Below are 22,975 nucleotides of genomic sequence, written 5' to 3'. Positions count from 1 at the left end.
AATCGATCTGCGTCAACGGCCTGCACGGATGCCCTCGAACGCGTCACCGTCAGCAGGATCCTGATGGTCGAGATACTCCGCCATGCCGAAGCCGACGCGCTCGCCCAGGCGATAGCGCGTCATGCACTCCATGATCCGCGACTTGTCGGTGCGCCCATCGGGCAGCTTGCGCCAATGCCGGCACGGCACGCTAGCGAGCACTTCGCCCTCGATGTCGTAGCGTTGGCCCACGTCGTTCTCGAAGCTCAGAGAGAAGCCCGTGGGATAGCTTCGCGCGTCATAGCGCGTCTGCAGCCGCACGCTGTGCACATGGCGCAGGCGGCCGCTGCCGTCGTGCACGTAGCCCGTTTCCAGCAGTTCTCCGTCGCCCTTCTGAACCACGATCACGCACATCGCCAAGCCATCGCCGAACGTGCAGGGAAACCAGCGATACCACGGAATCGCTTGCCACAGCCGTGGACCCCAGGAATGATCGCGCAGGCCATGGCCTGAAATCTCCCAGGAGGTCTCTCCGACGCGCAGCGTGCCCTGCCCTCTCACTGACTGGTCGTAGTGCGCCCGTGCAAAGTAGCGCCCCTTCCCTTCGTCGAAGGGCTCGCCCTCGTCGCCCAGCAATTCGCCGCCGTGAGCGGGTGCTACGGCTTCGAAGACCAACGCGATCTCGGCATCCACCTGTGATTGCGGTGTAAAGGCGGCTCGCGGGTTCTCCATCGCCGCACCATCTGCCATCACGTGGACCGGCCCGGCGTAGTGCAAACGCGAACGCTGCATAGGCTGATCGAAGTCGAAGCGCAGCCCGGCGGCTTCGACGCCGTCCTGGCTGATCGTCCCAGGCTTCGCGAACATAAAGCCCACGCGTCCGTCCGGAAGGTACAGGCACACGGTCATCTCGGAAAAGCCCTGGTTCGCGCGCTGTCCGATCCGGAACCAGCCGCCGACGCGCTGACGTCCATCGATCAGATGGACGTAGCGGCTCTCGTTGAAGAAGGGATGCGCTTCGACCGGATGGTTGAAGTCGTCCTCCGGTCGCAGCGGGCGAACCGGGCGGTAGCGGCCGGAGTAGTCCATGTCAGCCCCTGCCGGCCAGCGCGATGAAGCTCACGCCATGAAGAAGCGCGGCCACTTCAAGCCTCCAGATAGCGGCCACCCGCAGCCGCCAGCTCGCGCAGTGCCGATGGCACCTCGAAGCGTTCACCGTGATGACGCGCCAGGTGGTCGCACTCCTCGACAAAGCGCGCCGCACCCACGGTATCGATGTGGCTGACCGCGCCACCCAGGGCCGCCGGAAATCCCCAGCCCAGCAACGAACCGACATCGGCATCACGTGCGCTGACCACGCCCTCGGCCAGGCAGCGCGCCGCCTCGAGCGACTGCGCATGCATCAAACGCCGGCGCACCTGCTCCACGTCCGGCTGATCGGCGGCGAGCGGATAAAGCTCCGCCAGGCCCGGCCACAAGGTCTTCTTTCCGTCGGCCGGGTGGTCGTAGAAGCCCTTGCCCACCTTGCGGCCGAGCCGCCCGAGTTTCTCCACCATGGTCACGAGCACGGCGTCCTGCGGCTGTTCGCGATAGGCGGCGCCCTGGTCCATTCGGCTTTGCTTGAGCGCCTTGTAGAGCAACTCGGCCGAGAACTCGTCGATGAGCGCGAGCGGCGGCATCGGCATGCCCGCCATGCGGCCGGCGTTCTCGATCAGGTTGGGGTTCACGCCTTCGGCCAGCATCGTCATGGCCTCGTAGGGGAACATGCCGAAGGCACGGTTGGCATAGAACGCCGGGCAGTCGTTGACCACGATCGGCGTCTTGCGGATGCGCTTCACGAAGTCGAGTGCCTGGGCAATGGTGGCCTCGGCGGTCGCCTTGCCGCGGATCACCTCGACCAGTGGCATCTTCTCGACCGGCGAGAAGAAATGCAGGCCGACGAACTGCGCAGGCCGCGCCGACACCTCGGCCAGCCCGGTGATCGGCAGCGTCGAGGTGTTCGACGCGAAGATCGCGTCGGGCGCTATCGCGGCCTCAGCCCGGCGGGTGGCCTCAGCCTTGACGGCGCGATCTTCGAACACCGCCTCGATCACGATCTGACACTCCGCCAGCGCCGCGTAGTCTGTGGTCGGCTCTATCAGCGCCAGCGTGCGGTCGCGCACGTCGGCGGTCATCCGGCCCTTGGCAACCTGGGCGTCGAGGATCTTCGCGCCGTAGGCCTTGCCCCTCTCCGCCGCTTCGAGGCTGGTGTCCAGCAGCACCACCTGCAGGCCGGCCAGCGCGCTCACGTGCGCCAGGCCCGCGCCCATCATGCCGGCGCCCAACACGCCGATGCGCGTGTAGTCGCGCTTGGGCACGTTCTTGGGTCGGTGCGCGAGCCGGTTGGCCTCGCCCATCGAATAGAAGAGTGTGCGGATCATGTTCTTGGTCGCCGCCGAAGTCGCCAAGTGCGCGAACTGCCGCTGCTCGATCTTCAGTCCAGCGTCGATGCCGACCTGGCAGCCGTCGTACACGCACGCCAGGATGGCTTCGGGTGCGGGATACAGGCCCTGCGTCTTGCCCAGCAGGTTGCCGGCAATGCCGAAGTACAGCTGCGTCGGCCCCGGCGTCTGCGGCGTACCGCCCGGAAACTTGAAGCCCTTGGCGTCCCAGGACTTGACGGTGGCTTGCGGACCTTCGGCCAGCACCCAGGCCTTGGCGCGCGACAGCAACTGGTCGGCCGGCACCACTTCGTCGATGAAGCCGGCTTCGAGTGCCTGCGCCGGTGCGACCTTGCGGCCTTCGAGCAGGTAGGGCAGCGCGGCCTTGATGCCGATCATGCGCGGCAGGCGTTGAGTACCGCCAGCGGCCGGCAGCAAGCCCAGCAAGACTTCGGGCACGCCAAGCTGGATCTTCGCGTCGTCCGCGACGATCCGACGATGGCAGGCCAGGCAGATCTCGAGCCCGCCGCCCAGCGCCGTGCCGTTGATCGCGGCGACGAAGGGCTTGCCCGAGGTCTCCAGCGTGCGCAGCGTGCGGCTGAAGGGGCCGGAGCTGGCCATCGATTCCTCGGCCGTGCGAATGCGGCGGATCAGGTCGAGGTCGCCGCCAGCCACGAATTCGGGCCGCGACGAGGTGACGATGACGCCCTTCACGGCGCTGTCGCCGATGGCGCGCTGGACCGCCGCGTCGAAGGCGGCGATGGACGCCAGGTTCAGCACGTTCATCGGCCGGTCGGCCACGTTCCAGGTCAGGGTGGCGATGCCGTCGGCATCGAGCGTGTAGTCGATCATTTTTCTTGCTCCTGCGTCAGACGCGTTCAATCACCATCACCGAACCCATGCCACCGCCCACGCACAGCGTGACCAAGCCGGTCGACAAGTCGCGGCGTTCGAGTTCGTCAAGCAGCGTGCCCAGCAGCATGCCGCCGGTCGCCCCCAGTGGATGGCCCATCGCGATGGCCCCACCGTTGACGTTGACCTTGTCGTGCGGCACGCGCAGCGCCTGCATGAAGCGCAGCACCACCGCGGCGAAGGCCTCGTTGCACTCGAACAGATCGATGTCGCCGGCGCTCATGCGGGCCCGCTTGAGCGCTGCTTCGGCGGCCGGCGCGGGGCCGGTCAGCATGATGGTCGGCTCGCTGCCGATGGTGCCGAAGGACACCACGCGCGCGCGCGGCTTCAGCCCGAGCCGGTCGGCCATTTCGCGCGAGCCGATCAGCACCGCCGAGGCGCCGTCGACGATGCCCGACGAATTGCCGGCGTGGTGCACATGCGTGATCGCACCGAGCTCCGGGTAGCGCTGCAGCGCCATCGCGTCGAAGCCCATCTTCTCGCCCTGCACGGAAAAGGAAGCCTCGAGCTTGGCCAGCGTGTCCATCGTGGTGTCGGCGCGGACGTGCTCGTCCTGCGCCAGGATCTCCACGCCGTTCATGTCGCGCACAGGCACCACCGATTTCGCGAAGCGACCCTCGGCCCAGGCGACGGCTGCGCGGCACTGGCTTTCCACCGCGTAGCTGTCGACGTCCTGGCGGCTGAAGCCGTAGAGCGAGGCGATCAGGTCGGCCGACACGCCCTGCGGCACGATGTGGTTCGGAATGGTGATCTGCGGGTCGGTGATCCAGGGCCCGCCGCCGACGAACATGGGCACGCGCGACATGCTCTCCACGCCCCCGCCGATGGCCAGTTCGGCCTGGCCCGACTTGACCAGCGCCGAGGCGAAGTTGCAGGCCTCCAGCCCTGAGCCGCAGAATCGGTTGAGCTGCACGCCCGGCACCGCATGGTCGTAGCCGGCCGCGAACACTGCGGCCTTGCCGATGTTCGACGCCTGCTCCAGCGCCGGCTCGGCGCAGCCGAGGATCACATCGTTGACCAGCGCCGTATCCAGCCGGTTGCGGTCGCGGATCTGCTGGAGCACCTGGGCGGCGAGGCGCGCCGGTGCGACTTCATGCAGCGCGCCGTTGGCGCGCCCCCGGCCGCGTGGTGTGCGCACGGCGTCGAGAATGTAGGCTTCTGTCATCTGTCGTCCTTAGGGTTCTTGTCGTTGGTTGTGGAGTGCCTCGGCGCGCGAATCAGCGGCCCGTGAAAGCGGGGCGACGGCGCTGCTGGAAGGCTGCAATGCCCTCCTTCAGGTCGTCAGTGGCGAACACCTTCTGCAGCTGGCGTGCTTCGTGGGCGAGCATCGAATCGAAATCACCGCCTTCCAGAAGCACCTCTTTCGACAGGCGGAAGGCCGCGGTCGGCCCGCTCGCGATGTTCTGCGCCAGCTTCTGCGCCTCTTCCGCCACGGCACCCGTGGGCACTGCTCGATTGACCAGGCGCAGCGCGGTGGCCTCGGTGCCGTTCACGAGGCGACCGGTGTAGATCAGCTCGGAGGCCAATGCAAAGCCCGTGCGGCTCAGCAGGATGTTGTGGGCGCCGGTGTCGGGCACCATGCCGATGTGCCGGAACGGACTGCCGAAGAGCGCGTCTTCTTCTGCCAGGACCATGTCGCAGCACAGCGCCAGCCCGAAGCCGAAGCCCAGCGCGGGCCCCGCCACCGCGGCGATGGTGGGCACGGGCAGAGCCCGCAGCCGCTGGCACAGCGGGCCGACCACCTGACCGATCATGGCCATCGGGTCATCTGCGGCGGGGTCGATGGAACCGATGTCCCAGCCCGCCGAGAACACCGCACTGGCGCCGCGCAGCACCACGCAGCGCGCGCCGCCTTCGAGCGCAGCATCGAGCTGGGCGCCGAGGGCCTTAGCGTTCTCGACGCGAAAGCTGTTCTTGGGTTGGGGAAGGTCGATCGCGATCGTGGCGACCGCGTCCTGGAATTGCAGTGTGATGCCGGCCACTGCGATGCCGTTGTGCGGTTGATGTCCCATGCCTGGAACTGTCGCCGCAGCGAACCCGCCCGGTATCGTCGCATCCGACGAATTCGGCCCGCTCAGAGGTTGCGCGAGATGAGCTCCTTCATGATCTCGTTGGTGCCGCCATAGATCCGCTGTGCGCGTGCGTCAACGTACGCCCTCGCGATCGGCACCTCGGCCATGAAGCCATAGCCGCCATGCAGCTGCACGCAGGCGTCGACCACCTTGCATTGCAGGTCGCTGCACCAATACTTGGCCATCGAGGCGGCTTCGGCGTCGAGCTCGCCTTGCATGAGCTGCTGCAGGCATCGGTCGACAAACGTGCGACCGATGCGGATCTCAGTCTTCAATTCGGCCAGCACGAAGCGGGTGTTCTGGAAATCTGCGACAGCTTGGCCGAAGGCACGGCGGCCGCGCACGTACTCGACCGTCATGCGGTAGGCGTCTTCCGCGGCAGCGATGGCCGACACCGCGATCTGCAGCCGCTCCCAGGGCAGCTCCTGCATCAGGTACGCGAAGCCGCGCCCCTCCTCGCCAAGCAGGTGGTCGACGGGCACCAAGACATCCTCGAAGAACAACTCGCCGGTGTCCTGCGCCTTGAGGCCGATTTTCTTGAGCGGCGAACCTTTCTTCACGCCGGGCAGCGTGGTGTCGACCACGAGCAGGCTGACGCCCTTGGCTCCGGCCGCCGGGTCGGTCTTGGCAACCACCACCACGAGGTCGCAGGTGGTGGCATTCGAGATGAAGGTCTTGGCGCCATTGAGCCGATAGTGGTCCCCTTCGCGCAGCGCGGTGGCACGCACCGCCTTCACGTCGGAGCCGCCGTCGGGCTCGGTCATCGCGAGCGCCGCGACGGCCTCTCCGCTGACCATGCGCGGCAGCCACTTCGCCTTCAGCGTCTCGCTAGCGAAGTGCAGGAAGTAGTTGGTGACGATCTCGGAGTGCATCGTCAGCGACAACCCGAAGTTGCTGTACGGCGCCGCTTCCTCGAGCACCACGGCTGAGTACAGCAAGTCGGCGCTGGGGCCACCATAGGCCTCGGGCACGGTCGGGCACAGCAGGCCGAGTTCGCCGGCGGTGCTGAACACCGCGCGGTCGAAGCAGCCCCGCTCGGCCCAGCCCTCGAGCTTCGGGCCGACATGCTGCTGCAGGAAGCGACGCACGCTGTCGCGGAAGAGTTCGTGCTCGGGACGGAAGAGGTTTCGGTTCATGGGGTGGTGTTCCTTCAGGCGACGCGGCGCTCGCGGCCTTGCCAGTACGCTTCGCGCAGCTGGTGCTTGAGCAGCTTGCCGGCGCCAGACACCGGCAATTCGCTGCGAAACTCGACGCTGCGCGGGCACTTGTAGCCGGCGATCCGCTCCTTGCAGTGCGCGATCACGCGGGCCTCGTCGATCTGCGCGCCGGGCTGCAGCACCAGCACCGCGTGCACGCGCTCGCCCCAGTCGGCATCGGGCACGCCGAGCACCGCGCACTGGGCCACGCCGGGCAGCGAGAGGATCGCGTTCTCGACTTCGGTCGAGTAGATGTTCTCGCCGCCGCTGACGATCATGTCCTTCAGCCGGTCCACGATATGCAGCAGGCCCTCGGGGTCGAGCCGACCGCCGTCGCCTGTGCGCATCCAGCCCTGGTGCAGCACCTGCGCGGTCTGCTCAGGCAGGTTCCAGTAGCCCAGCATGACACCCGGGCCGCGCAGCCAGATCTCGCCGACCGCGTCGGCGGGCAGGTCATTCCCCTCCGGGTCCACCACCCGCACCTCCATGCAGGGTGTCGGCACGCCCGCGGCCAGGTGGCGGCCTCGCGCACGGCTCTCAGCGCTGTGGCACCAGGCCGGCAACGCCACCGCGATGCCCGCGGTCTCGGTCATGCCGTAGAACTGGGTGAACCCGACATCGGGCAGGCATGCGATGGTCTGCTCCAGCAATGTGCCGTCGATTGGTGAGGCGCCGTAGTACATGCGTTTCAGGCTCGACAGGTCGCGGCTGCAGATGTCCGGGTGGTCCACCACACGCTTGATCATGGTGGGCACCAGCGCCGCCTCGGTCACGCGTTCGCGCGCGATCAACGCCAGGAACACGGCCGGGTCGAAGACCGGCAGCATCAGCTGCGTGCACTGACCCACCATGGCCTGCAGCACGACCGCCAGGCCGCCGACGTGGAACATCGGCAGCGCGTGCAGGCAGATCGCCCCGGGCGCGCGCTCGCCGATGGCGATGGACGCGAGTGTGTTGCCGAGGAGTCCACCATGCGACAGCAGCACGCCCTTCGAGCGGCCCGTGGTGCCGCCGGTGTAGAGCAGCACCGCCGGCGCATCGCCCCCGACATAGGCATCGTCCATGGGAGCGCCGTGCCCGAGCAGTTCCTCGTAGCGCCACGCGCCTTCGGGCGCCTTGCCAGATTCACCTATGGCAACGACGGTGGGCGTCGACTGCGACTTCTCGCGCAGGGCCGGCAGCAGCGGCACGAAGGCGTCGTCCAGCAGCAGCACGCTGGCGCCGCTGTCGGCCAGCGCAAAGGCCAGTTCGTCAACGCTCCAGCGGCAATTGAGCGGCGTCAGCACCGCGCCAAGCCACCATGCGGCGTAGGCCACGGCCAGGAAGCGGTCGGTATTGGGTGCCAGCACGAGCACGCGGTCGCCGCGGCGCACGCCCGCGGCGTGCAGGCCGCCCGCCAGTTGCGCGACCTGCGCATGCAGCTCCGCGTAGGTGGTACGCCGGTCGCCGCAAATGGCCGCCAGCCGGTCGGGATGTTCACGTCGTGCCTTGTGCAGCGCCAGGGTGAGGGGCATGAAAGTCTCCGGATTCTTGTGGGGTCGCGCCACAGAGGTCGTCGCGACACGGCGCCGAGTGTGCAATCGGCATGGCGCCTCGATATCGTCGCATCCGACGAGATTGCGCCGGCGCTTTTCCCCACGCGAAGCCGGGACGCTCAGACGATAAGTCCCGCGCGCCGCGCGAACGCGATCGCCTCCATCCGGTTGCGCGCATCGAGCTTGACGTTGATGTTGCGCAGGTGTGTACGCACCGTGGTCTCGGCGACGAAGAGACGCTCCGCGATCTGGTCGTTCGACAGGCCCTCGGCCGCCAGCCGCATGACCTGGATCTCCTTGCGAGTGAGCAGCTCACTGGGCGTTGACGCGCCCATGCGCTGGCCCGCCTCGGTTGCGATCGCTTCGCCGCCTGCGACGGCAGTGATCGGCTCGCGCAGCATCCGGTCGATGAAAGCCAACGGGGCATCGTCGGAGACGGCAGCATCCTCGTCCAGCAGCGCATTGGGCGCGGAGCGCAGGTCGCGCAGCATCGTCAGCACCAGCGGGCCTTCGTCAAGAAAGGCGCGCACGTACCCTTCGGAGGCCGCGAGGCAAACGGCCTTGGCCAGCACGCGCATCGCCTTGTTGCGCTGCTCGTCCCGGTAGAGGGCCTGGGCCAGCAGGAGCCGCAATGTGAGCGCCCGGCGCTCGCGCTGAGCGCGTTCGGCGGCGTCAAGCTCCTGGCGCAGCGGAGCAACCATCTCCGCGGCGTGGCCGCTGGCGATCGACCAACGCGCCTGCGCCACGTCGTAGGTCTCGACCACATTGGCGCGCAACGAGAGGCGCGAGACGCGCGCCCACAGCAGCTTGTCGTTGCAGCGATCGAGTTCGGTCCTGGCACGCGCGAGTCGGCCTTCCACCACCGCCATGCGCACGCGTTCGAGCCGCGCGCTCGCCACCACGCGCGACAGCCCGTCGCGGTGTCCAATGTGCTCGAGTTCGGTGAGCAACTGCTGCGCGCGGTCGGCATCGCCTTGGTCGAGCGCGATGCGGGCCATGATCACGTGCGCGCAGATCAACTGGTCCGGAATGCCGACCCGGCAGATCAGCGGGATGTAGACCGCCAGCAGGCGCTCGGCTTGCTCGCACTGGTCGGCTTCATACAAGGCCTCGGCCAGCAGCACGCCGGCCATGGCGTTGCCATTGGTGGCGCGCGAAGGATCGACCGTGCCCGCACTCACCGCCAGCCGCAGGCGTGCGATGGCCTTGCGCAGCCGGCCCTGCGTCAGATCGACCGCGCCCTCCGCCGCCTCGGACAGGGCGAAGTTGAAGCTGCTGCTGTGCTCGGGCTGGCGGCTGCGCGCCGCATCGACCAGGCGAAGGGCCTCGTGGTAGCGCCCTGCGATCATGGCTAGGTTGGCCAGCACCACTTCCAGGAAGCCGCGCGCGAAGGTGGCCTCGACGGGCAGCGCCACCAACAGCTCGGTGGTCAGCGGCATCGCCTCATCGATACGGTCTGTCAGCACCATCAGCAAGGGTTTCATCGCCAGCCGGTGGGCGCGCACCTCGACGTCATCGTCGGTGCGCTGCTCCAGCCGCTCGAGCAACGGGGCTGCGGCCCGCGGTCCGCGCGCCAGGCAGACAGCCCAGGCGTGCAGCACCTGGAGCATCGGACGGTCGGCAAGCTGCCCGGCTTCAAGCAGCGGATCGAGCCAGCGCGACAGCAGCCTGACACGCCCCTGGTCGAGCAGCGAATGGGCCTCGGCCTCGAGCAGCGGAAACGCGAGCGCCAGGTCCCTGGCCGCGAGCGCATGCTCGATCGCCGGCACCGGGCGCCCGACGCCCAGGAACCACTGCGCAGCGGCGCTGTGCAGCGCCGGAATCTCCTGCGCGTGCTGTCGGGCCAGCTGGGCCCGCAGGAACTCCGCGAACATGCCGTGGTATCGGTACTCGCTGTGGTCGGCCTGCAGCGGGATGAGGAACAGATGGGCCTGTTCGAGGACGCGCAACATGGCGGCACTGTCGTCGCGCTGGCACACGGCATCGCACAGCGACGGATTGAGCTGAGCCAGGATGCTGGTGCGCAACAGGAAACCGCGCACATCGTCGGACTGCCGCGAGAGCACGTCTTCCACCAGGTAGTCAACCACCGCCGCGTTCGACCCCGAGAAGCCGGCGATGAACCGGCCCGGCTCGTCGCGGTGCTCCAGCGTCACGGACGCCAGCCACAGCGCCGCAGCCCAGCCCTCGGTGCTGCGGTGCAGGCGACGGATGTCCTCCGGCTGCAAGGTGAGGCCGCGCTGCTGGCGCAGGAATCCATCGACCTCAGCCTCGGAAAAGCGCAACTGCGTCGGCTCGACTTCGAGCAGTCGACCCCGTGCGCGAAGCCGGCCCAGCCCCAGCTCGGGCACTCCGCGCGAGCCGATGATCAGCTGCGCGCCGCGCGGCAACTGATCGATCAACTCCTGGACCAGGCCGAGCACGACGGGGCTCTGCAGCACCTCGAAGTCGTCAAGGAACAACGCCAGCGGTGCCGGATGCGCCGCCACAGTATCGATCAAGGCGAAGGCGAGTTCGTCCGGCCCCTGTCCGTCGAGCGGCTGCAGCTTGCGTAGCGCAGGAATCAGCGGCTCCAGCGAAGCCGTCAACGCCGCCAGAAAGCGCCCGACATCGTTGTCGGCGCGATCGAGCGTGAGCCAGGCCTGTTGCAGTCCGGTTTCCTCGAAGCGCCGGCGCACCTGCAGCATCACCGTGGTCTTGCCGAAGCCCGCTGGCGCACGCAACAACACCAGCCGCGCGGCGCCGGCATTGAAGATGCGCTCGCAGATTTCGGTGCGCTGCAGCTCGAACGCCGTGGCAAGCGGTGGGCGAAGTTTGCCGGCCAGCGGGAACGTTCGCAGCGCGGGCTGCGGCACCGTGACCGGAGGCGCGGCACTCCGGCGAGTGGGATCGTCTGTGTGACCGGGGGTGCCGGTCGGCATGGCAGGCTCCTCGAGGTTCGTCACGTCCGCGCCGCCGTGGCGACGGACCGGGGTCAGGGTTCCATCGCCGTGCACGGCCTCAGTCCCGTTGGTAGAGCGTCACCACGCAGGCGCCGCCGAGCCCCAGATTGTGCTGCAGAGCGACACGCGCGCCCTCGACCTGCCGGGCGCCGGCCTGCCCGCGCAGTTGCCACACCAGCTCGGCGCATTGGGCCAGCCCGGTCGCACCCAGCGGATGGCCTTTGGACAACAAGCCGCCCGAAGGATTGGTCACGACGCGACCACCGTAGGTGTTGTCGCCGTCGAGCACGAAACGCTCGGCACCGCCCTCGGGCGCGAAGCCCAACGCCTCGTAGCTCAGCAGCTCGTTGGTGGTGAAGCAGTCGTGCAGCTCGGCCACCGGGACGTCGTCGGGGCCGATGCCGGCTGCCTCGTACACCTGCTGCGCCGCCCGGCGCGTCAGGTCGTAGCCGACCAGCTTGCGCATGTCCTTCTCGTCAAAGCTGCTGTTGCCGTCGGTGCTCATGGCCTGCGCCGCGATCCGGACGCGGGCGTCCAGGCTATGGCGACGTGCAAAGTCCTCTGAGCACAGCACGGCTGCGGCACCGCCGCAGGTCGGCGGACAGCACTGCAGCCGGGTCAACGGGTCGAACACGGCCGGCGAGGCCAGCACTTCGTCGAGCGTCAGGGGCTGGCGGAAGATCGCGTTGGGGTTGTTCTGCGCATGGCGTCGCGCCTTGACCGCGATGCGAGCGAAGGTGTCGGCGCGGGTGCCGTAGAGCTGCATGTGCATGCGCCCGGCGCCCCCGAACAGCTGCGCCGCAATGGGCGCCTCGGCGTCCGTTCCCTGGATCTGCTGCATGGTGTCGAGCAGGCGTTGCGAGGGATCGGGGCGGTCCTGGAAATGCACACCCAGCGCGCCGCGCGCCATCTGTTCGAACCCCAGGGCCAGCACGCACTCTGCCGCGCCGCTGGCCACCGCCTGGCGCGCCAGGAACAGCGCGGTGGAGCCGGTGGCGCAGTTGTTGTTGACGTTGATCACCGGCACGCTGGTGAGCCCGACGTGGTAGACCGCCGCCTGCCCACTGCAGGAGTCGCCATAGACGTAGCCGGCGTAGACTTGGTTCACCGACTGGTAGTCGACCCGCGCATCGTCCAGCGCAGCCTTGGCGGCGCGAGCGCCGAGCATTGGGTAGCTCTCGCTGGCCCCGGGCTTGGCGAAGGGCAGCATGCCTACGCCGGCAACAATCACCTTGCGGTTCATCGGCATCCCTTCATTGCATCTGGTCATAGTCCAGCACGACCTTCCAGCGGCCGCCCTGCAGCTGCGAAAGACGCGACCGGTCCGAGCCCAGGTGCCGCGTCGGCGAGAAGTGCATGGGCGGATTGCCGAACATGTCGCCCGGCACGTCACCCAGGCTGTCCATCGCCTTGCCGAAACGCTCGGCGTCGAGATCGGGACCGGCCTTGCGCAGGCCCTTGGCCAACAGTTCGATCATCGTGAAGCCATAGACCGAGAAGACGGTCGGCGCTTCCTTGAACTGCGCCTGGTAGCGCGCCGCCCAGGCAGCAATGGCCGGCGATGCATCGTCGAGGTAGGGCTGTTGCGCGGTGGTCACCGCGTAGAGGCCGTCCATGTCCTTGCCGCCCAGTTTCGGGATCAGGTCCGAGTAGGCGGTCGAGGCCGCCACGAAGGTCGGCGCGTATTGCAGCTTGCGTGCCTCGGCGATCGCACCCACTGTCTCGCGGATCACGGTGCCGAGCACCACGAAGTCGCAGTCGGCCGACTTCAGCCGCGCGACCTGCGACGAGAAGTCGGTCGCGCCGCGCTTGTAGCTGGTGCGCTCGGCGAGCACCGCACCGATCGACTGCAAGCCGGCCTCGGCGCCCTGCACCACCTCGCGCCCGTAGTCGTCGTCTTGGTACAGGGTGCAGGCCTTGCGCGCCTTGCTGCGCTGATAGATCCCCGGCACTACGCCGCGGATCTGGTCCACCGATGACGGCAGCATCGCGTACTTGAGCTTGCTCAGTGGCTCGTACATGTCACGCGACAGCGCCATCGGGAACAGGCTGAAAACGCCCTTAGGCGCCTGCACCTGCATCGCCGCCAGCGCGTGCGGCGTGCCGAAGGTGCCGACGAGCGCAAACACCTTGTCCTGGTTCACCAGCTTCTGGGCCGCCAGCACGGTGCGCTTGGGGTCGTAGCCGTTGTCCTCGACCAGCAGGCGCAGCTTGCGCCCGTGCGCCCCGCCCTGCGCGTTGAACTCGGCCACCCCCATGAGCAGGCCGTTGCGCACGTCCTTGCCGTAGCCCGCGACCGGGCCCGAGAGGTCCAGAACGCTGCCCAGGGTGATCTCGTCCTTGCCGATGCCCTGGGTCTGGGCCGACGCAGCGGCGCCCGCAAGACCCAGCACAGCCGCGGCGCCGAAGCGCGCGATCCGGTCGATTTGCATGGAATGCTCCAGTTCGTCAGGTGAGAGAGATCACTTCGCCTGGTCGTAGTCGAGAACGACCTTCCAGCGGCCATCCTGGATCTGCGACAGCCGCGCCTTGTTGGAGCCCAGGTGCTGGTCCGGGCCGAAGCTCATCTCGGGCATGCCGAACATGTCGGCCGGCACCTTGAACGACTCGAGGCTCTTGACCAGCGTGTCGAGGTCGAGCTGGGGACCGGCCTTGTCCATCACCCGCACCAGCCGGTCGAGGATCACGTAGCCGTAGATCGAGTAGGCCGAAGGCGCTTCGTTGAAGCGGGTGCGATAGCTGGCCATCCAGGGCTTGAGCGCCTCGGGCGCCGTGTCCTCGTAGGGGTGCTGCACCGTCATCGTCGAGTAGAAGCCGTCCATCGCCTTGCCGCCCAGCTTGTGGATCAGATCGGTGTAGGTGCCGAAGGCGCCCAGGAAGGTCGGGTTGAAGTCGAGCTTGCGCGCCTCGTTGATCGTGCCCACGGTCTCGCGGATGAGCGTACCGGTGACCACGAAGTCGCAGCCTGCCGCCTTCAGGCGCGCCACCTGTGAAGAGAAATCGGTGGCGCCCCGCTTGAAGCTGGTCTTCTCGACCAGTGCCGCGTCGACGTTCTTGAGCCCGGCCTCGACGCCGCGCAGGATCTCCAGGCCGTACTCGTCGTCCTGGTAGATGATGCAGGGCTTCTGCGCCTTCTTCTCCTTGAACAGGCGTGCCGAGGCCGGCGCGATCTGGTCATAGTACGAAGACAAGAAGGCGAACTTGAGCTTGCTGATGGGCTCGTACATGTCGCGCGACAGCGCCGCCGGGAAGAAGTTCATCACGCTCTTGGCGTTCTGCACCGGCAGCGCGGCGTTGTTCACGCCGGTGCCCAGCGAGCCTGCCATAACGAAGATCTTTTCCTGATTGACCAGCTTCTGCGCCGCGAGCACGGCTTTCTTGGGGTCGTAGCCGCTGTCTTCGACCAGCAGCCTGATCTTGCGGCCGTGCACGCCGCCCTTGTCGTTGGCCTCGGCGACGCGCTGCAGCATGCCGTTGCGCAAGTCCTTGCCGTAGCCGGCGAGCGGTCCCGACAGGTCCTGCAACGTGCCGAGCACGATCTCGTCCTTGCTCACGCCCTGGGTCTGAGCCGCCGCGGCTGCGGCGAAAGCGACGGCGGACACTGCCAGCAGGCAGCGCGCGTGGCGGATGATCTTCTTCATGGTGCTTGTCTCCTTCGGGTGGTTGTAGTCAGCGGTGTCAGCGGTACATCGCTTCGATCTGCTCGGCGTACTTCTTCTGCACGAAGCTTCGCTTGAGCTTCATCGTCGGCGTGAGCTCCTCGTCCTCGGCGCTCAGCTGAGTCTCGAGCAGGAAGAATTTCTTGATCTGTTCGACGCGCGCGAACTTCTTGTTGACCTTCTCGATCTCCTCTTGAATGAGCGCAAGGATCTCGGGCGCACGTGCCAGGCTCGCGTAGTTGGAGAAAGGCACGTCGTGGTCTTGCGCGAACTTCTCGACGTTCTCCAGCTCGATCATCACGATCGCGCTGAGGTAGGCGCGTCGGTCGCCGATCACCACCGCATCGGTCACATAGGGCGAGAACTTGAGCTCGTTCTCCCATTCGCTGGGCGTGATGTTCTTGCCGCCGGCCGTGATGATGATGTCCTTCATGCGGTCGGTGATGCGGAAGAAGCCATCGCCGTCCTCTGCGCCGACGTCGCCGGTGTGCAGCCAGCCTTCGGCATCGATGGTCTCGGCGGTCTTCTCAGGCTGATTGAGATAGCCCATGAAGACATTGGGCCCGCGCACCAGCAGCTCGCCCGTGGTCGGGTCGAGACGCACCTCGTTGTAGGCGCTGGCTGTGCCGATGGTGCCCAGGCGGATCCGGCCCGGCGGCATCGAAGTCGAGATGCCGCCCGACTCGGTCTGCCCCCAGGCCTCGAGCATCGGCAGGCCCAGTGCCAGATACCAGCGGATCAAGTCGGGCGAGATCGGCGCCGCGCCGGTGACCAGGAAGCGGCAGCGCTGGATGCCGATGAAGCGACGCACGTTGTTCAACGCAGCCAAGCCGGCCAGGTGGTACTTGAGCTTGAGCCAGCCGCCAACAGGCTGACCGGCGAGCACGCGCTCAGCGGCTGCGTGCCCCACCGACAACGCCCAGGCATACAGCGCCTGCTGCAGCGGGCCAGCTTCCTTCACGGCGATGGTCACGGCCGAATAGAACTTCTCCCACAGCCGCGGAACCCCGCCGAAGACCGTGGGCGCGATCTCGCGCACGTTCTCCGGCACGGTGTCGGGGTTCTCGACGAAGTTCATCCGCGTGCCGGTGTAGATCGAGGCGTACAGGCCCACCACGCGCTCGGCCACATGGCACAACGGCAGGAAGCACATGCGTTCATCGCGCTCGTCCTGCGGCAGGAAGACGTTCAGCCCCTGCACCACGACCAGTAGGCCCCGGTGCGAATGCATAGCGCCCTTGGGCTTTCCGGTCGTGCCGGAGGTGTAGATGAGGATGGCCAGTTCGTCGGGGCCGCGCAGCGCGCACAGCCGATCGAACTCGCCGGGATGGGCCTGGTCGTAGGCGGCGCCTTCGCGGCGCAGCGCTTCGAGGGTGGTCACCATCGGGTCGCTGTACCGGGACAGGCCGGTCGGGTCGATCAGCACGATCTTGCGCAGGCGTGGCAGACGCGCTCGTGCCTCCAGCGCCTTGTCGAGCTGTTCCTCGTCCTCCACCACAAGCACCACGGTGTCCGAGTCCTCGCAGAGGAACTGCACCTGGCCCGCCGAGTCGGTCGGATAGATGCCGTTCGAAACGCCCGCGGCGCTCAACACCGCCATGTCGAACCAGACCCACTCGACGCGCGTGTTCGACAGGATCGACGCGCAATCACCCGGCTGCAGGCCGGCGGCCGCGAGGCCCATGGCAAGCTCGCGCACGATCACGCCGACATCGCGCGCGCTCCAGGCCTGCCACAGTCCGAAGGCCTTCTGGCGCATCATCACGGTGTCGCCGCGTGCGGCGACCGCGTTCCAAAACATGCGCGGTACGGTGTCGCCCGGCATCACGATGTCGTGGTGCGGCGCCAGGTGATCGAGGTTCCAGAGTCTGGGCATGTGCATCGGTTTTCTCATCGCCATGTCTTCTTCTTTTTCCAGCGGCGTTCGCCGCGTGCGCCCTCTTCCTTCATGCCCAGGTAGAACTCCTTGATGTCGTCCTTCTCGCGCAGGCGCTCACAGGTGTCTTCCATGACGATGCGGCCGTTCTCCAGCACGTAGCCGTAGTCCGAAGCGTTGAGGGCCATGTTGGCGTTCTGCTCGACCAGCAGGATGGTGGTGCCGCGCTCGCGATTGATGCGCACCACGATCTCGAAAATTTCCTTGGTGAGCTTGGGGCTGAGGCCCAGGCTGGGCTCGTCGAGCAGGATCATCTCGGGGCCGGCCATGATGGCGCGCGAGATCGCGAGCATCTGCTGCTGGCCGCCCGACAACAGGCCGGCGTCCTGCGCGGCCCGCTCCTTCAGGATCGGGAAGTAGCCGAACACGGTCTCGATGTCGCGCGCGACGCCATCACGGTCGCGGCGGGTGTAGGCGCCCATCAGCAGGTTGTCCTTCACCGACAGCAACGGAAAGACTTCACGGCCCTCCGGCACGTGGCTCAGGCCTTGCTGCACGATGTGCGCGGGGTCTTTCGCCGTGATGTTCCCGCCCTTGAACTCGATGCTGCCCTTGCGCGGATCGATGATCCCCGAGATGGTCTTGAGAATCGTCGTCTTGCCAGCGCCGTTGGAGCCCAGCACGGTGGCGATCTCCCCGGCACGCACCTTGAGGCTCACGCCTCGGATGGCCTTGATAGGGCCGTAGGCGCTCTCGACGTTGAGCAGTTGGAGGATGACGTCGCTCATGCCTTCCTCCGCAAGCTGCTCACATCGTCGACAGTCCCGAGATAGGCCTCGACAACGCCGGGGTCCGCCTGCACCTCGGACGGCGTACCGACTGCGAGCACAGCCCCCTGGTTCATCGCCAGCACACGGTCCGACACCTTCGACACCAGCCCCATGTCGTGCTCCACCATCAGGATGGTCACGCCGAGGTCGCGCCGGATGTCCTCGATCCAGAATGCCATGTCGCCCGTTTCCTCCACGTTCAGGCCGGACGAGGGCTCGTCCAGCAACAGCAGCTTGGGTTCGGTGCACAGCGCGCGCGCCAGCTCCACGACCTTGCGCACGCCGTACGGCAGGCCCGCCACCAGCGCATCGCGGTAGTGCTGCAGTTCGAGCAGGTCGATCACCTCCTCGACCTTGCGGCGCGTGCGGCGCTCGGCCTCGCGCACCGCGGGCGTGAACAGCATCTCGGCCCACACGCCGGTGCTGCGACGGATGTGGCGCCCGATCAGCAGGTTCTGCAGCACCGTCGCATGCTCGAAGAGCTCGATGTTCTGGAAGGTGCGCGCAATGCCGAGCGCGGCCACACCGTGCGGCGGCACCGCGTCGAGCCGCTGGCCGTCGAAGCTGAGCGTGCCGCCGGTCGGGGTGTAGATGCGGCTGATCAGGTTGAACACCGTGGTCTTGCCCGCACCGTTGGGTCCGATGAGCGTGAAAACCTCGCCCGCATGGACGTCGAAGCTGACCTTGTTGACCGCCAGCACACCGCCGAAACGCACGCTGAGATCGCGCACCGAAAGCAAGGGAGCGCTCATTTCAACCGCTCCGATTTCTGGAAGGACTTCTGCCGCTTGAACATGCCGCGCCGATAGAAAGGGTACAGCTCCAACCAGGTCCTCACCTTGAGCCATCGCCCGTACAGGCCCATCGGCTCGAGCATCACGAAGGCGATCAGCACTGCGCCGTAGACCACGCTCTGCAGGCCGGTGGCCTGCCCGATCGCCGCCGGCAGGTAGTCCTTGCCCAGCGAGATCAGCTGCGGCATGCCGATCAGAAAGATCGCGCCGAAGAAGGCGCCGTGAATCGACCCCAGCCCGCCGATCACCACCATCAGCACCAGGTCGATCGACTGCACCAGACTGAACTGCTCGGGCGAGATGAACTGCATCTTGTGGCCGTAGAGCGCACCGCCCAGGCCGGCGAGCGCGGCCGAGATCGCGAACGAGAGCGACTTGTAGCGCGCCAACTGGATGCCCATGCTCTGTGCGGACACTTCCGAGTCGCGGATCGCCACGAAGGCCCGTCCGGTCGGCGCGCGCAAGAGGTTGAGCACCACCAGCGTGCTACCCACCACGCACACCAGGCACAGGAAGTAGAAGCTCTCGGTGCTGTCGAGCGCATAGCCAAACACCTGCGGCGCCGGCACCGACTTTCCCGCATTCCCGCCAGTCACGCTCTCCCAGCGCGCCAGCGCTTCCTCGACGATGAAACCGAAGGACAGGGTCGCGATGGCCAGGTACATGCCTTTGACGCGCAGCGCCGGCAAGCCAACCACCACGCCGGCCGCCGCGGCCAGCGCCATCGCGCAGGCCAGGCTCGCCGCCAGTGGCCAGCCCCGCGCCGCCAGATAAGCCTCGGCGTAGGCGCCGATGCCCATGAATGCAGCATGGCCGATCGAGAACTGCCCGGTGAAGCCGGCCAGCAGCATCAGGCCGACGGCAACGATGGCATAAATGAACACGAAACTGAGCTGGGCCAGCCAGTACTCCGGCAGCAGCCAGGGTGCGGCGACGAGCGCCAGCATGAGCAGTGAGTACCAGAAACGGTCGCCGCAGTGGCGGGCGAGCGCGATGTCCTGGTCGTAACGGGTCTTGAATACGAAGCGCATAGGTGGCCTTGGTTTTCTTGCGGTCCTAGACCTTCTTGCGCGCGCGATCGCCGAACAGCCCGGTCGGCTTGATCGCCAGCATCAGCAGCACCACGACGTAGGGCATCACGTCCTTGAAGCCCTCGGGCAAGAAAAAGCCCGAGAGCGACTCCACCACGCCGATGATCAAACCGCCCACGATGGCGCCCGGCAGGCTGCCGAAGCCGCCGACGATAGCCGCCGGAAAGGCCTTGAGCCCGATGAAGCCCATGTTGGCGTGCACGAAGGTGATCGGTGCCAGCAGCAGTCCGGCCACCGTGGCGGCGGCCGCGGCCAGCGCCCACACCAGGCCGTTGAGGCGCTGCACCGGAATGCCCATGTAGTAGGCCGCCAGCTGGTTCTGCGACGAGGCCTGCATTGCGATGCCGACGCGCGTGTAGCGGAACAGCAGCCAGAGGCCGCCGCACAGCGCGGCGGTGGCACCGATGATCACCATCTGCTCGCCGCCGACCACCACAGCCCCCAGGTCGAGCGTGCTGCCCTTGTAGGGCACGGCCAGCGCATGCGTGTCGGTGCCGATGCCCGGCACCATGGTGACGCCGCCGCGGGCGATGTAGCCCAGGCCGAAGGTGAGCATCACGATGGAGAACTGCGGCTGGCCGAGCACGGGGCGGATCACCGCGCGCTCGATCAGCATGCCGGCCAGCGCCATCACTGCGACGGCCGCGAGCGCAGCCAGCCAAAAGGGCCAGCCCAGCACGCTCATGCCGGCCAGGCCGGCGAAGGCGCCGAGCATCATCAGGTCGCCCTGGGCAAAGTTGACGGTCTCGGTCGCCTTGTAGATGAGCACGAAGCCCAGGGCAATGAGGCCGTAGACACAGCCCTGCGCAATGCCCGCGACGATGATCTGCAATACCAGCAAGCTGTGTCTCCATCGGGGCCCCGTCGTCAGCTCCAGGGGAGCGTGCGGGGCCTGTTGTTCGAATGCCGTGCCCTTCGTTCAGGCGCACCATGGACATTAAGGAGAGGCCTCGCGCGAGGTATCGTCGTATCCGACGATCCCCGTGGCATTGCGCTGCGGGCTTTCCCGCATGTGGGCCCGCAGTGAAAAAGCCCGGTGCGACTGCACCGGGCTTCGGGGTCCGTTCGGGGCGCATGAACGCCTCATGCCGCCTCGCGGCTTCTACGCATTTCGTCGCCCGGCAAAGACAGGCGGACGCCGCTCGGCGAACGCGCGCACGCCTTCCGCAAAAGAGTCGCCATCGATCAGCGCCTGCTGGCGCTCGCATTCGAGGATCAGCTGCTGCTCCAGGCTGTTGCGGCCGGCGGCCGACGCGAGTGCGCGTGCCTCCAAGATCGCATGCGATGGCAGACGCGCCAGGCGCAGCGCCAATGCCCGGGCCGCCTCTTGCAGGATCTCGTCATCCGTACACGCCCAGATCAATCCCCACTCCGCAGCCCGTTGCGCATCAAGCTTCTCGCCGGTCAGTGCCAGGCCCAGCGCACGTGCAGGGCTGACGGAGTGCGGCACCAGCCAGCTGGAACCCATGTCCGGCACCAGCCCGAGCGAGGGCATGAAAGGCAGGTAGAAATAGGCGGAGCGCGCGGCAAGCACCATGTCGCCGGACAAGGCCAATCCCACACCGCCGCCGGCGGCCACTCCGTTGATCGCGCAGACGACGGGCACCGGCAGTGTGCGCATCTGCAGCATGATCGGACTGGCCTGCTCACGCAGCAGTTGGCCGACGTAGTCACTCAAGGTGCCGCTGGCCGGATCGGCGGCGCGACGCCCGAATTCCTGCAGGTCCGCCCCGACGCAGAAACCGCGGCCGTTGGCGGTCAGCAGCAAGGCGCGAATGTTCGGGTCTTCGCGTACGCGGTGCAGTCCGCCGAGCAGACCTTGGAGCAGCGGCTGCGTCAACGGGTTGAGCCGCGCGCCTTCATTCAGGGTCATCGTGGCGACGCCGTCCTGAACATCGAAAAGCACAGCGTCATTCATGGCGAAGGTTTCCTATGGAATTGGGGGAAGTAGGTCCGGACGACTTCGCCGTCCAGCCGGAGGGCATGGCAACCGCCCAGCGGCGTTTGGCGTTGCTCGCTGGCGCGCGCGTCTTGCGCGGCAAAGCTGCCATCGGCCCAGAACAGCTGGAAGGCGGTACTCGCCATCAGGGGCAGGAGTTCCGTGATGTGGGTGCAGCCTGCGATGCCGCGGAACAAGCGCTTCACCTGCTGGGTGAAGCCCGGCTCGATGCACAGGCCGATCACCTGCCGATAGCCGGCTTCCACGCCCGAGCATGTGGAATAAGGTGTGTGCTCGCTGAATGCGGTCGCATCCACGATCTCGCGCTGCGCGTTGAGCACCAGGCGCACCCGCATCTGGTGAATGGGCTCCTCGGCCGGGACCACCCGGCACACCAGCTGCAGCGGCATGGGCTTGGTATCGATCAGCGTGGCTTCCAGTTCGAGGAGACCATCTTCGCGCCGGAAACCTTCGCAATGGATGCGGCGGGAATGCAGCGGCGTTCGTGCGCAGGGCAGTGGTGCAAGGCTCATGCGACAGCCCCGGCCAAGTGAATAACGCCGGCCTCGTGCAGCGCGCGGATGTCCTCGGGCGCAAAGCCTGCGTGGGCGAGAAGTTCTCCGGTGTGCGCCCCCACCGTGGGTGCGGGCTGCGGAAGCCCCGAAGGCGTTCGATCGAATCGTGGCGCCGGCGCGGGCTGGCTGACGCCCTGCGGGGCGACAAAGGTGCCGCGTGCCCGGTTGTGCGGGTGCAGGGGTGCCTCGGCCATCGACAACACCGGCGCGAAACACGCATCGGTGCCTTCCAGCAGCGCGCACCATTCGTCACGCGTGCGCTGGCGCATCACCGCGTCGAGCTTGCGGCGCAACGCGGGCCATTCCCCCTGCGCCCATTGCTTCCGGAACTGCGGATCGTCGATGCCGCACAGCGTCAGCAGTTGGCTGTAGAACTGCGGCTCGATGGCGCCGATCGATACGTAGCGGCCATCCGCGCACTCATAGGTGCCGTAGAAGTGCGCCGCACCGTCCAGGAAGTTGCTTTCCCTCTGGTCTTGCCAGAAGCCCTTGGCCATGAGCCCGTACTGCGCAGCCATCAACAGCGCCGCGCCGTCGGTCATGGCCGCATCGACCACCTGCCCCTTGCCCGAGCGCTGGGCCTCGGCCAGCGCGGCGAGCACACCCACGACCAGCAGCATGCCGCCGCCGCCGTAGTCGCCCACCAGGTTCAGCGGAGGTACGGGGGGACGATCGGCCTCGCCCATGGCGTGGAGCGCGCCCGACAAGGAGATGTAGTTGATGTCGTGGCCGGCCGCCTGAGCCAGCGGCCCGGTCTGGCCCCAGCCGGTCATGCGGCCGTAGATCAGTCGCGGATTGCGCGCATGGCACACCGACGGGCCCAGGCCCAGCTTTTCCGCGACGCCGGGGCGAAATCCTTCCACCAGGATGTCGGCGCGCTCCATCAGCTGGAGCACCGCCTCGACGCCGCGCGGGTCCTTCATGTTCACCGACACCGAGCGCCGGCCGCGGTCGACGATGCTGTCGTTGCGCATCAGGTCTTCAAGGCCGCCCCTGGAAGGAGGTCCGGGTAGGCGATCGACCCGAACGACCGTGGCGCCCAGGTCGGCCAGCATCATGCAGGCGAACGGCCCCGGGCCGATGCCAGCCAGTTCAATGACAGTGATGTGGGAGAGAGGCCCGGACATGACACAGCTTTCGAAAAGAAGGGAGAGC

At 67.3% G+C, this 22,975-nt stretch carries 18 protein-coding genes; all 18 read right to left on the bottom strand.

Translation table 11 applies throughout. From position 1 onward, the window contains the following. Window positions 1-12: 12 nt before the first annotated feature. The 18 genes from ACCC97_RS11480 to ACCC97_RS11395 all read right to left on the bottom strand — a co-directional run bounded on the left by ACCC97_RS11480 (window position 13) and on the right by ACCC97_RS11395 (window position 22,947). Window positions 13-1,068: a hypothetical protein gene (locus tag ACCC97_RS11480; RefSeq protein ID WP_413332866.1), complete on the bottom strand. Its 1,056-nt coding sequence runs from the start codon at window positions 1,066-1,068 to the stop codon at window positions 13-15. Between the two features lie 56 nt (window positions 1,069-1,124). Continuing rightward, window positions 1,125-3,251, bottom strand: coding sequence for a 3-hydroxyacyl-CoA dehydrogenase NAD-binding domain-containing protein (locus ACCC97_RS11475; protein ID WP_413332864.1), 2,127 nt, complete (start codon window positions 3,249-3,251; stop codon window positions 1,125-1,127). A 16-nt stretch (window positions 3,252-3,267) separates the two neighbouring features. After that, a complete protein-coding gene (locus ACCC97_RS11470; protein ID WP_413332862.1) occupies window positions 3,268-4,476 on the bottom strand; it encodes an acetyl-CoA C-acetyltransferase in 1,209 nt (402 codons plus the stop codon). A gap of 52 nt (window positions 4,477-4,528) precedes the next feature. After that, window positions 4,529-5,323, bottom strand: a complete 795-nt coding sequence (locus tag ACCC97_RS11465; protein WP_413332860.1) for an enoyl-CoA hydratase/isomerase family protein — start codon at window positions 5,321-5,323, stop codon at window positions 4,529-4,531. A 62-nt stretch (window positions 5,324-5,385) separates the two neighbouring features. Continuing rightward, window positions 5,386-6,519 (bottom strand): acyl-CoA dehydrogenase family protein, encoded by a 1,134-nt coding sequence (locus ACCC97_RS11460; protein WP_413332858.1) that lies wholly within the window; start codon window positions 6,517-6,519, stop codon window positions 5,386-5,388. A 14-nt stretch (window positions 6,520-6,533) separates the two neighbouring features. Further along, entirely contained in the window at window positions 6,534-8,093 is a 1,560-nt protein-coding gene (locus ACCC97_RS11455) for a class I adenylate-forming enzyme family protein (RefSeq protein WP_413332856.1), read from the bottom strand. Between the two features lie 140 nt (window positions 8,094-8,233). Then, window positions 8,234-11,035, bottom strand: coding sequence for a LuxR C-terminal-related transcriptional regulator (locus ACCC97_RS11450; RefSeq protein ID WP_413332854.1), 2,802 nt, complete (start codon window positions 11,033-11,035; stop codon window positions 8,234-8,236). A 79-nt stretch (window positions 11,036-11,114) separates the two neighbouring features. Continuing rightward, window positions 11,115-12,299 carry a lipid-transfer protein gene (locus ACCC97_RS11445; protein ID WP_413332852.1) on the bottom strand — a complete coding sequence of 395 codons (1,185 nt, stop codon included), beginning with the start codon at window positions 12,297-12,299 and terminating at the stop codon, window positions 11,115-11,117. A gap of 10 nt (window positions 12,300-12,309) precedes the next feature. After that, window positions 12,310-13,488: an ABC transporter substrate-binding protein gene (locus ACCC97_RS11440; RefSeq protein ID WP_413332850.1), complete on the bottom strand. Its 1,179-nt coding sequence runs from the start codon at window positions 13,486-13,488 to the stop codon at window positions 12,310-12,312. Between the two features lie 30 nt (window positions 13,489-13,518). Next, a complete protein-coding gene (locus ACCC97_RS11435) occupies window positions 13,519-14,697 on the bottom strand; it encodes an ABC transporter substrate-binding protein (RefSeq protein ID WP_413332848.1) in 1,179 nt (392 codons plus the stop codon). Window positions 14,698-14,734: 37 nt separating this feature from the next. After that, a complete protein-coding gene (locus tag ACCC97_RS11430; RefSeq protein ID WP_413332846.1) occupies window positions 14,735-16,591 on the bottom strand; it encodes an AMP-dependent synthetase/ligase in 1,857 nt (618 codons plus the stop codon). A 14-nt stretch (window positions 16,592-16,605) separates the two neighbouring features. Beyond that, window positions 16,606-17,379 carry an ABC transporter ATP-binding protein gene (locus tag ACCC97_RS11425; protein WP_413332844.1) on the bottom strand — a complete coding sequence of 258 codons (774 nt, stop codon included), beginning with the start codon at window positions 17,377-17,379 and terminating at the stop codon, window positions 16,606-16,608. Then, window positions 17,376-18,173, bottom strand: coding sequence for an ABC transporter ATP-binding protein (locus ACCC97_RS11420; RefSeq protein WP_139701749.1), 798 nt, complete (start codon window positions 18,171-18,173; stop codon window positions 17,376-17,378). Before ACCC97_RS11420 ends, ACCC97_RS11425 begins: the two co-directional genes overlap by 4 nt. Next, on the bottom strand, window positions 18,170-19,246 hold the full coding sequence (locus ACCC97_RS11415; protein WP_413332842.1) for a branched-chain amino acid ABC transporter permease: 1,077 nt from the start codon (window positions 19,244-19,246) through the stop codon (window positions 18,170-18,172). Before ACCC97_RS11415 ends, ACCC97_RS11420 begins: the two co-directional genes overlap by 4 nt. A gap of 25 nt (window positions 19,247-19,271) precedes the next feature. Then, on the bottom strand, window positions 19,272-20,147 hold the full coding sequence (locus ACCC97_RS11410; RefSeq protein ID WP_139701751.1) for a branched-chain amino acid ABC transporter permease: 876 nt from the start codon (window positions 20,145-20,147) through the stop codon (window positions 19,272-19,274). 261 nt (window positions 20,148-20,408) lie between these two features. After that, window positions 20,409-21,224: an enoyl-CoA hydratase-related protein gene (locus ACCC97_RS11405; RefSeq protein WP_413332839.1), complete on the bottom strand. Its 816-nt coding sequence runs from the start codon at window positions 21,222-21,224 to the stop codon at window positions 20,409-20,411. Continuing rightward, on the bottom strand, window positions 21,221-21,778 hold the full coding sequence (locus ACCC97_RS11400; RefSeq protein ID WP_413332837.1) for a DUF2889 domain-containing protein: 558 nt from the start codon (window positions 21,776-21,778) through the stop codon (window positions 21,221-21,223). Before ACCC97_RS11400 ends, ACCC97_RS11405 begins: the two co-directional genes overlap by 4 nt. After that, on the bottom strand, window positions 21,775-22,947 hold the full coding sequence (locus tag ACCC97_RS11395) for a CaiB/BaiF CoA transferase family protein (protein ID WP_413332835.1): 1,173 nt from the start codon (window positions 22,945-22,947) through the stop codon (window positions 21,775-21,777). The genes ACCC97_RS11400 and ACCC97_RS11395 overlap by 4 nt, the downstream gene beginning before the upstream one ends. Window positions 22,948-22,975 lie beyond the last annotated feature (28 nt).

This window comes from Variovorax sp. Varisp85 (genome assembly GCF_047304045.1).
GTDB lineage: Bacteria > Pseudomonadota > Gammaproteobacteria > Burkholderiales > Burkholderiaceae_C > Variovorax.
Note: the sequence above shows the minus strand (reverse complement) of the source record. Positions and strands in the feature narration are given on the sequence as shown.